Source organism: Aneurinibacillus danicus (genome assembly GCF_007991215.1).
GTDB classification, from domain to species: Bacteria; Bacillota; Bacilli; order Aneurinibacillales; family Aneurinibacillaceae; genus Aneurinibacillus; species Aneurinibacillus danicus.
In genome coordinates this window covers 1-10,185 of record NZ_BJXX01000155.1, presented here as the reverse complement: position 1 = coordinate 10,185, position 10,185 = coordinate 1, and the positions used below count along the sequence as shown (strand labels likewise).

Annotated in this window: 9 protein-coding genes; 8 read left to right on the top strand and 1 reads right to left on the bottom strand. The window is 49.2% G+C overall.

Features of this window, described 5'->3' with window-relative positions:
- The first annotated feature begins 35 nt into the window (after positions 1-35).
- The 7 genes from ADA01nite_RS16635 (at position 36) to ADA01nite_RS16605 (ending at position 6,283) form a co-directional block, all read left to right on the top strand.
- Positions 36-1,466: a sigma-54 interaction domain-containing protein gene (locus ADA01nite_RS16635; RefSeq protein ID WP_146811398.1), complete on the top strand. Its 1,431-nt coding sequence runs from the start codon at positions 36-38 to the stop codon at positions 1,464-1,466.
- A 193-nt stretch (positions 1,467-1,659) separates the two neighbouring features.
- Positions 1,660-3,096, top strand: a complete 1,437-nt coding sequence (gene kamA, locus ADA01nite_RS16630; RefSeq protein WP_146811397.1) for a lysine 2,3-aminomutase — start codon at positions 1,660-1,662, stop codon at positions 3,094-3,096.
- Between the two features lie 169 nt (positions 3,097-3,265).
- The gene (gene spoVAC, locus ADA01nite_RS16625; RefSeq protein ID WP_146811396.1) at positions 3,266-3,751 is read left to right on the top strand and encodes a stage V sporulation protein AC; all 486 of its coding nucleotides are present in this window, start codon (positions 3,266-3,268) and stop codon (positions 3,749-3,751) included.
- Positions 3,751-4,752 carry a stage V sporulation protein AD gene (gene spoVAD / locus ADA01nite_RS16620; protein ID WP_146811395.1) on the top strand — a complete coding sequence of 334 codons (1,002 nt, stop codon included), beginning with the start codon at positions 3,751-3,753 and terminating at the stop codon, positions 4,750-4,752. Before spoVAC ends, spoVAD begins: the two co-directional genes overlap by 1 nt.
- Before the next feature lie 25 nt (positions 4,753-4,777).
- Positions 4,778-5,128 (top strand): stage V sporulation protein AE, encoded by a 351-nt coding sequence (gene spoVAE / locus ADA01nite_RS16615; RefSeq protein WP_146811394.1) that lies wholly within the window; start codon positions 4,778-4,780, stop codon positions 5,126-5,128.
- 31 nt (positions 5,129-5,159) lie between these two features.
- On the top strand, positions 5,160-5,366 hold the full coding sequence (locus ADA01nite_RS16610) for a DUF1657 domain-containing protein (protein WP_146811393.1): 207 nt from the start codon (positions 5,160-5,162) through the stop codon (positions 5,364-5,366).
- 62 nt (positions 5,367-5,428) lie between these two features.
- Positions 5,429-6,283 (top strand): DUF421 domain-containing protein, encoded by an 855-nt coding sequence (locus ADA01nite_RS16605; protein WP_146811392.1) that lies wholly within the window; start codon positions 5,429-5,431, stop codon positions 6,281-6,283.
- 50 nt (positions 6,284-6,333) lie between these two features.
- On the opposite strand, the gene clpB is transcribed toward ADA01nite_RS16605, so the two are convergent.
- Positions 6,334-8,964, bottom strand: a complete 2,631-nt coding sequence (clpB, locus tag ADA01nite_RS16600; protein ID WP_146811391.1) for an ATP-dependent chaperone ClpB — start codon at positions 8,962-8,964, stop codon at positions 6,334-6,336.
- A 278-nt stretch (positions 8,965-9,242) separates the two neighbouring features.
- Between clpB and ADA01nite_RS16595 the strand changes: the two genes are divergently transcribed.
- Positions 9,243-9,992: a polysaccharide deacetylase family protein gene (locus ADA01nite_RS16595; RefSeq protein WP_146811390.1), complete on the top strand. Its 750-nt coding sequence runs from the start codon at positions 9,243-9,245 to the stop codon at positions 9,990-9,992.
- Positions 9,993-10,185: the final 193 nt, after the last annotated feature.

Below are 10,185 nucleotides of genomic sequence, written 5' to 3'. Positions count from 1 at the left end.
TTTCCTCACAATTTTCACAGAAAAAGGTGATATGTATGTCTAAACTTGCGGCGATCTGGTCGGAAGAATTCGAATGGCTGCTCGGTATTATTAACGTAGGCATTCATCTTGTCGATAGAGAGGGAACAACCGTATTTTTCAATGAAACGATGGCGGAAATCGACGGATTGGACCGCAAAGACGTAATCGGCCAGAGTGTATTCGACCTATTTCCCTCACTGACCAATGAAAGCAGCACGCTCATCCGCGTTCTCAGCACAGGGGAAGAAATCGTAGATAAAGTACAGACCTACATGAATATGAAAGGCAAGCAAATTACGTCGATTAATAGCACGTATCCACTGCGCAAGGGCGGGGAAATCATCGGTGCAGTCGAGCTGGCGGAAGACATCACACGCATCGTCCAGTTGAACGACCAGGTGTTGGATTTGCGTCAGCAGCTCTATAAGAAAACGAAAGAAAAGAAAAACACGCAGAACGATACACAGTATCATTTCAGTGACTTAATCGGTGAGAGTCCGTTATTCCAGCAAGCGCTGACACGCGCCAAACGTGCGGCCCGTACTCACTCTCCTGTGCTTATTTGCGGACCTACCGGCACTGGAAAAGAGTTGATAGCGCAAAGCATCCACAATGCCAGCATTCGCCGCGACAAACCGTTTATTGCGCAGAACTGCGCAGCCGTTCCGCGTGAGCTGATGGAAGGCTTACTATTCGGAACGACAAAAGGCGCGTTTACCGGCGCCATTGACCGTCCCGGCATTTTCGAACAGGCAAACGGCGGCACACTATTCCTTGACGAGATTAACAGTCTGGATATTATGCTGCAAGCCAAACTCCTGCGTGTGCTGCAGGAAGGCCGTGTCCGCAGGGTCGGCGGAGCCGTGGAACAGGAAGTTAACGTACGCATTCTTGCCGCCATGAATATCGGACCGCACGAGGCATTAAAAAATAATATTCTACGTTCAGATTTATTCTTTCGTCTCAATGTTGTTAATATTGAACTTCCGCCTCTCCGCCGGCGTAAAGAAGATATCGTATTGTTAACAAAACATTTTATCGAGAAGTTTAACCAAACTTTCGCAATGAAAGTGACAGGTGTTAGCAGAGAAGTCATGAATGTATTTTTGCGTTATCCATGGCCGGGAAACATCCGGGAGCTGCGCCATTCGCTCGAATCCGCCTTTAATATGCTCGAGGAAAACGAGGAAAAGATTGAACTAAGGCATCTGCCGCTGCAGTTTACTGATCCACCTGCAGAGTTTGGATTCTCCACGCCCGCCCAATCCGTAGATTCTCCCCTGCCCTCTTACCCACTGGATTTGCCCGCCTATATTGAAAGCATCGAGCGGGATATCATTGAAGGCGCGTTGAAGCTTCATCAAGGTAATGTCAGTAAAACCGCCGATGCACTCGGTGTCAAACGCCAGGCACTTCAGTATAAGTTGAAAAAATTCAATTTATAGACAAATTTTTTGCAGCAAAAAATTCATGAATCGCAAGTTTTTTTGCACTTCTTTATAGCAAAAAGAGAGGAGAAAATTCTCCTCTCTTTTTTTGTAACCACCGTCAAATCAGTATTTTTAGAATATTTTACACTTTGGCATACATCTTGCTGCAATAAATATGCGACGAGAACATACCAGGGAGGTACAGCACATGAGCTTACTTGAAAAAGATTTAAATAAAGGAGTAAAAGAACCCGTTCCAGGCGAAGGCTGGCATAAAGCACCCGCAAAAACACGCAACTACCGTGATATCGAACTATGGAAAGATGTGACGGAAGAGCAGTGGAACGACTGGCTCTGGCAGCTTACCCATACAATTAAAACCGTAGAAGATCTGAAAAAAGTGGTCAATCTAACGCCGGAAGAAGAAGAAGGCGTACGCATCTCTACGCAGACCATTCCGCTGAATATCACACCGTACTACGCGTCGCTGATGAATCCGGACGATCCGCGCTGCCCGGTACGCATGCAGTCGGTTCCGGTTTCTGCAGAAATCATGAAAACGAAATACGACCTGGAAGACCCGCTGCATGAAGACGAAGATTCTCCGGTACCTGGCCTCACCCACCGCTATCCGGATCGTGTATTATTTCTTGTAACCAACCAATGCTCTATGTACTGCCGCTACTGTACGCGCCGCCGCTTCTCCGGCCAGGTTGGCATGGGCGTACCGAAGAAGCAGTTGGATGCGGCCATCGATTACATCGCCAATGCACCGGAAGTACGCGATGTACTTATCTCCGGAGGCGATGGTTTGTTAATTAATGATACGGTACTTGAATACATCCTGAAAAATCTGCGCGCCATTCCGCATGTAGAAATCATTCGTATCGGTACACGCGCACCGGTCGTATTCCCGCAGCGGATTACGGAAAACTTGTGCAACATTTTGAAGAAATATCATCCGGTATGGCTGAATACACACTTCAACACACCGCTTGAAATTACGCCGGAATCAAAACGCGCATGTGAAATGCTCGCAAATGCCGGGGTTCCCGTCGGTAACCAGGCCGTCATTCTGGCGGGCATTAATGACAGCGTGCCGATTATGAAGAAACTTATGCACGAGCTTGTAAAAATTCGTGTGCGTCCATACTACATCTATCAATGCGACCTGTCCGAAGGTATCGGCCACTTCCGTGCACCGGTATCCAAAGGCCTGGAAATTATCGAAGGACTCCGCGGCCATACGTCCGGCTACGCTGTACCGACATTTGTGGTCGACGCTCCTGGCGGCGGCGGTAAGATTGCGCTCCAGCCGAACTACATGATTTCGCAAAGTCCGGATAAAGTCGTGCTGCGCAACTTCGAAGGAGTTATCACATCGTATCCGGAGCCGAAGAACTATGTACCGGGACGCGCTGACGCCTACTTCAACGAACAGTACGGTATTACAGAAGAAAAAGAATCCGTGGGCATCACGGCAATCATGCACGACGAGAAATTTAACCTGGTACCGGAAGGCTTGCGCCGCATGAACAAACGCAAGCAGTATGAACAAGCCGAAGAACACGCTTCCCTGAAGGATCGCCGTGACAAACGCGACGAGATGAAAGCGAAACTCGCCAAAGCGAAAGAAAATAAATAGCGAGAGCCGAGCACCACAGGAACTGAAACATATGGCAAAACGCGAGACGCGCACCCACTCCCGCCGTCTCGCGTTTTCTTTTTCTCATGATTTCCCCGTCCCACGCATGAAAATTCCGTTTCTCCCCAAAATAAGACGTAGCTGAATAAACTTATAGGAGGAGAATTTCATGGGAAACAAAGCGAAAAACAAGAAACTCACCCCGACGCAGATTGAGTATCAGTCATTCGCCCAAGCGCATGAGCCCGCTCGACCAGTCGTCAAAAATGTGATACGCGCCTTTTTCGTTGGAGGTGCTATTTGCCTGCTCGGGCAATTCATTCAAAATTTTTTTATGACGTACTTTAACTTTACGGAAAAAACGGCCGGCAATCCGACCGTTGCCGTGCTTGTCATCATTTCCGTCCTGCTGACCGGATTCGGTGTCTATGACAAGATTGCCCAGTATGCCGGTGCCGGCACGGCGGTCCCCGTGACTGGATTCGCCAATTCCATCGCCTCAGCCGCAATGGAACACCGAAGCGAAGGTCTTGTACTGGGTGTAGGGGGCAAAATGTTTAAGCTGGCCGGCTCCGTCATTGTCTTCGGCGTATTCGCAGCGTTTGTGATCGGACTTCTTAAGTGGGCCTGGTCGGCGATAGGAGGGATGTCATAATGCTTCAGGGACACCAATCGTGGATGTTTCAGAACAAACCTGTCATTCTCTCCTCAGCAGCCGTCGGCGGACCGTTCGAGGCCCAGGGAAACCTGGCTGATGACTTCGATCTGCTGTACGGCGATCTCTGGCTCGAACAGGACAGTTTCGAAAAAGCGGAGAAAAAAATGCTGGAAGACGCCTGCGACACAGCCGTCAAGAAAGCGGGCATCCAGAAAGAAAATATTAACTTCCTTCTGGCCGGCGATTTAATGAACCAGATTATCTCAAGCAGCTTCTCGGCCCGGACGGTAGGCGTGCCATATCTCGGTATCTTCGGCGCCTGTTCCACTTCCATGGAAGGATTGGCGCTCGCCGCACAGCTCGTCGATAGCGGTGCGGCCAAGTATGCCCTTGCGGGAACATGCAGCCACAATGCTACAGCCGAAAAGCAATTCCGCTACCCGACGGAATATGGCTCGCAAAAACCTCCTACCGCCCAGTGGACGGTTACCGGTGCGGGTGCTGCGGTTGTGGCTGCTTCCGGCGCGGGTCCGCGCATCGTCTCGGCGACCATCGGACGAGTGGTTGATATGGGCATCAGTGACCCGTTCAACATGGGGGCGGCCATGGCTCCGGCGGCAGTAGACACCATCGAAGCACATTTCCGTGACCTGCAGATTACCGCCGATCATTATGATATTATCGCTACCGGCGATTTAGGGAAGGTTGGACACGCTATCGCCCGCGATTTGTTTGAAAAACATAATATCAACGTTCCTGAGAGCAAGCTGACGGACTGCGGTTTACTGATTTATAGCGATAAACAGGACGTTCAGGCCGGCGGAAGCGGATGCGCCTGCTGTGCTACGGTCACGTACGGCCATCTTCTCAAGCGGCTGCGGGCCGGAGAATGGAAGCGCATGCTTGTGATAGCGACCGGCGCCCTTCTCTCTCCGCTCAGCTACCAGCAGAACGAGAGCATTCCTTGCGTAGCACACGCGGTCGCCATCGAACAATAATCATGCGAATAAGGAGGTATATGCGATGATATTTTTCTGGGCTTTCGTAGTAGGCGGCATGATCTGTGTCATTGGACAGTTGCTGATGGATGTCGGAAAGCTGACACCTGCCCATACAATGTCTACCCTCGTGGTTACCGGTGCCATTCTTGACGGATTTGGTTGGTATGAACCGCTCATTAAATTTGCCGGCGCAGGGGCGACCGTACCGATTACCAGTTTTGGCAACGCACTTGTCCACGGTGCCATACAGGAGATGCAAACCGATGGTCTGGTGGGGATTATTACCGGAATTTTTGAGGTTACAAGCGCGGGGATTTCGGCCGCAATTATTTTCGGATTTTTAGGCGCTTTGGTGTTTAAACCGAGAGGATAAGCACATACTACTTGTTGTGGAGGTGAGAGTCATGACAGTATCAGCACAAGTAAAGCAGGCATTAGCAAGCTTGAAAAGCGCGCAGGCAAGCCTGGAAACTTTCGCATTAAGCACACAAAATCAACAGGCGAAGCAGCTTTTCACTCAGAACGCTCAGCAAACACAAGCCATTATCGATGCGCTGGAGCCACGTATCCAGCAGCTGGAACAAGAAGAGCCCCAATATAAAGGGTTCTAAGCATGAGACAGCAGGGTGAGTCAGCGGCTCACCCTCGTTACATTCTGACGAGGTGAAGGACGATGGACGTTATCCAAATCGCGCTGCGTGCTTTTTTCGCCCTTGTGACCCTGTTTGTCATTACGCGGTTAAGCGGCAAGAAACAGTTGGCGCAGCTGACGTTTTTCGAATACATAGTCGGCATTACTATCGGTGATATTGCCGCGTTTATCGCAACGGACATTGAAAGCAATCTGGTTCATGGCTATACAAGCTTGATTATCTTTGCGGTCATTCCGCTTCTTATTGATTATCTTTCATTAAAAAGCAAATTTGTTCGCGACCTGTTTGAAGGCAAAGGCACTGTGCTCATTAAAAAAGGCAAAATATTGGAAGACAACATGAAGAAGGAACATATTACTACGGATGAGCTCCTTGAGCAGTTGCGCCTAAAAGGAGTATTCAAAGTGGCCGACGTAGAATTCGCCATGCTGGAGACAAGCGGCCATCTCAGCGTTATGGCGAAAAAACAAGCGCAGGCGGCCACAATAAAAGATCTGCAGCTAAACCTGCCTGAGGAACAAGAGCCGGAAACCGTCATCATGGATGGGAAGATTATGCTTGACCCGCTCCGTGCAAGCGGCCGGAACACCGACTGGCTGAATACCGAACTGGAGAAAGCAGGCGTGAAGCTGGACAACGTGTTCATGGGTCAAGTCGATGCCTTCGGGCAATTGTATCTTGATCTGTACAACGACCAGCTCCAAATGCCCCAGCCAAGCCAAAATCAATTGCTTCTCGCTTCCTTGAAAAAATCCCAAGCCGATTTTGAAATGTTCGCTTTGGAAACCAAGAATCCGGAAACAAAAAAAGTCTATACCAAAGCAGCCGAAAAGCTGCAGAGCACCATTGATCAGCTCAGCCCCTATCTCCACTGACAAAAACCCTCGCCTTTCACACGAAAAGCGAGGGCATATTTATGCTCTTACTATGCTTCTGTGTCGGAAGAATTTTTCCAGTCCAACGCCAGCTTCCCGTCTTTATAATCTACAGTCAGCATGGAGCCATCCATAACTTTACCACCGATCAGCGTTCTGGCGATGAGCGTTTCCAGATGACGCTGCAAAAATCTGCGAAGCGGGCGTGCACCATAGACCGGATCATAGCCTTCCCTGGCGATATACGCTTTTGCCTCATCGGTCAATTCAAGTCCAATATTGCGTTCGGACAGACGCTTTTTCAAGTCGATAATCAGCAACTTAACAATCTCGCCGATTTCGGCCGGGGTCAGCGGCTTAAACAGCACGATCTCATCTACCCTGTTTAAGAACTCAGGCCTGAAATTCATCTGCAATTCACTCATAACCTGATCGCGGACAGCGTCTTTAATCTCGCCATTCTCCGTAATTCCATCGAGCAGAAAGGCTGACCCGATATTGGACGTCATAATAATAACCGTGTTCTTAAAGTCGATCGTCCGTCCCTGCGAATCGGTAATCCGACCATCATCGAGCACCTGCAGCAGCACGTTGAACACATCGTGATGCGCTTTTTCGATTTCGTCAAACAAAATAACCGAATATGGTTTGCGCCGTACCGCTTCGGTCAGCTGGCCGCCCTCCTCGAATCCGACATAGCCAGGCGGCGCGCCGATCAGACGGGACACGCTATGCTTTTCCATGTATTCGCTCATATCAATGCGTACAATATTCTCTTCCGTATCAAACAGCGTCTCAGCCAGTGTCTTGGCGAGTTCCGTTTTCCCGACGCCGGTCGGACCAAGGAAGATGAATGAACCGATGGGACGTCTGGGGTCCTTGATTCCGGCGCGCGCCCGGATAATCGCATCCGCTACGCTGTTTACCGCCTCATCCTGACCGATGACCCGCTCGTGCAAAATTCGATCCAGCTTCAACAGCTTCTCCCGCTCTCCTTCCACCAATCGGGAAAGCGGAATACCGGTCCACCGCGAGATGATGCGAGTAATTTCATCTTCCGTTACCTCTTCGCGCAGCAAAGCCTCTTCACCTTTACGGGCCGATTGTTTCTCTTCTTCGATTTGCAGCTTCTTCTCCGCTTCCGGCAGTCTGCCGTATTTAAGCTCTGCGGCTTTGTTCAAGTCGTACTCCCGCTCTGCCCGGGCAATCGCCAGATGAATTTGCTCTATCTCTTCCCGAAGTTTCTGGATGTTCTGCAGCGCCTGCTTCTCTCCCTCCCACTGCGCCTTCATCGTCGCAAAGCGTTCACGGCGCTCGGCCAGCTCTTTCTGCAGCTGCTCGAGACGCTCGCGGCTCGCGGGGTCTGTCTCTTTCTTCAATGCCGCTTCTTCGATTTCAAGCTGCATGACGCGACGGGCTACCTCGTCAAGCTCTGCCGGCATCGAGTCAATCTCCGTACGAATCATCGCACACGCCTCGTCCACCAAATCAATGGCTTTGTCCGGCAGAAAACGGTCCGTAATGTAACGATGCGAGAGCACCGCCGCCGTGACAAGCGCATTGTCGTGGATTTTTACGCCGTGGAACACTTCGAAGCGCTCACGCAGGCCGCGCAGAATAGAAATCGTATCTTCCACCGTCGGTTCATCGGCCATAACCGTCTGGAACCGGCGCTCAAGCGCTGCGTCTTTCTCAATATATTTGCGGTATTCATCCAGCGTCGTAGCACCAATGCAATGCAGCTCACCGCGCGCCAGCATGGGCTTGAGCAGATTGCCCGCATCCATTGCGCCCTCTGTCCTGCCAGCGCCGACAATCGTATGAATCTCATCAATGAACAGCAGGATTCTCCCTTCACTGCGCTTAATCTCCTGCAGGACCGCTTTCAGACGTTCTTCGAATTCACCGCGGTATTTGGCTCCTGCGATTAACGCTCCCATATCGAGCGCAAAAATGCGCTTATCACGCAGGCCTTCCGGTACATCCCCTCGTACAATCCGATGGGCTAATCCTTCAACAATTGCCGTTTTTCCGACGCCCGGCTCACCAATAAGCACCGGATTGTTTTTCGTTTTGCGGGACAATATACGGATAACGTGGCGAATCTCCGCATCGCGGCCAATGACCGGGTCCAGCTTGTTGCTGCGTGCTTCTTCCACAAGATCGTGGCCGTATTTCTCCAGTGCTTCATAGGTCACTTCCGGTGTGGCACTTGTTACGCGCTGATTGCCCCGCACCTCATTTACCGCCGCAAGGAACGCCTTTCGGGTAATGCCATAGCTTGCAAATAGATTGCGCAGCGTTGTTGTTTTCTGTACTTCTTCCAGAATTCCCAGGAAAAGATGTTCGATAGAGATATATTCATCCTGCATCGCTTTCGCTTCGTCTTCGGCTTTCAGCAAAATATTGTTTACGCCGGAGCTGATATAGATTTTGCCCGCTTCCCGGCCCGGACCGGATACGCGCGGTTTTTGCTCCAGTCTTTTTTCGATCTCCCGGGTAAGATTTTCGGGAGATATGTTCATTTTATGCAGCAGGCGCGGCAGCAATCCTTCGTGCTGCGTCAGCAATGCCAGCAGCAGGTGTTCCGTCTCCACTTCCGGATTGCCATACCGGAGCGCTTTCGTCTCCGCCTGCTGAATCGCCTCCAGCGATTTTTGTGTAAAACGATTCATATCCATATCACTTGCGCCTCCTTCTTCGCTTATCATTTCCACAACATGGGATGTACAACACCCTTATTATAACCTTTCCTTCTGGGGGAAAAATACAGGAACTCTAGTTTTATGAAAAGCGGGGAATGGAGGAATCCTCGTAGCTATCTCCTATTTTATCCTTTCAAAAATACAACATTCTTTAGGAGACGTTGTCTGTCTTCAATTGAAAAATGTATTAAGGAATAAAAAACAAAGGGAAAAGCATACTAAGCATACAATTTTTTTGAAAATGAGGGTAGACAATGAGAAAAATAACTTGTATTGTTCTATTCTTTTTCCTTGCATGGGGAGTAGGCTGTGTGATAATGAAGAAACCGTCATGTAATCCTTTGTTCGCATTTGCCAAACAGGTACCTGTTTCTCTTTCAAGTTTGCAGTCATATCCTGGCAATATGGTCTTTTCCGGTTCACGGGCAAAACGTCAAATAGCCCTTACGTTCGATGACGGTCCGGATTTGTTGTTTACCCCGCAAATTCTCAATGTATTGAAAGCACATCATGTCCATGCCACTTTCTTTCTAATGGCTGAAAGAGCACAAAAATATCCTCAAATCGTACGTCGCATTAAAAATGAAGGACATGCAGTTGGCGGGCATACCTATTCCCATCTCAATCTTTTAAAAGCGAAAAGCGATCGGTTTGAATGGGAAATGAAAAAAAGTGAAGAAGTCCTTCGACCTCTCCTTGGCTATAATCCACGGCTATTCCGGCCACCCTATGGAGCAGCGACAAAGCAGCAACTCAAGTGGTTACATAAACATGGTTATACTGTAGTCCATTGGGATGTTGATTCTTTGGACTGGAAGCAGTTATCTGCCAAACAAATTACGCAGAATATTTTACGACAAGCAAAGCCCGGTTCAATCATTTTACTCCACAGTGCCAGCGGCAAAGGTGGCGATTTAACAGGCACGGTTCAGGCGCTTCCTGGTGTTATTAAGGCATTGAAAGCTGCTCACCTAGAGTTTGTAACAGTTCCAGAAATATTATAGCTCCGTTCCGTTATAAATACCTGTATATGGTTTATATATTTTTCCACTATGTAACCACTCACAACCGAATAGAGGGTTGTAATTTTCCTATCTCACCTCATCTTACCTCTTCTAAAACACTATATATTCCTATATATTGAAATATAGTATGATATTACAAATACAAAAGAGCTACTAGTATTATTTTCACCGA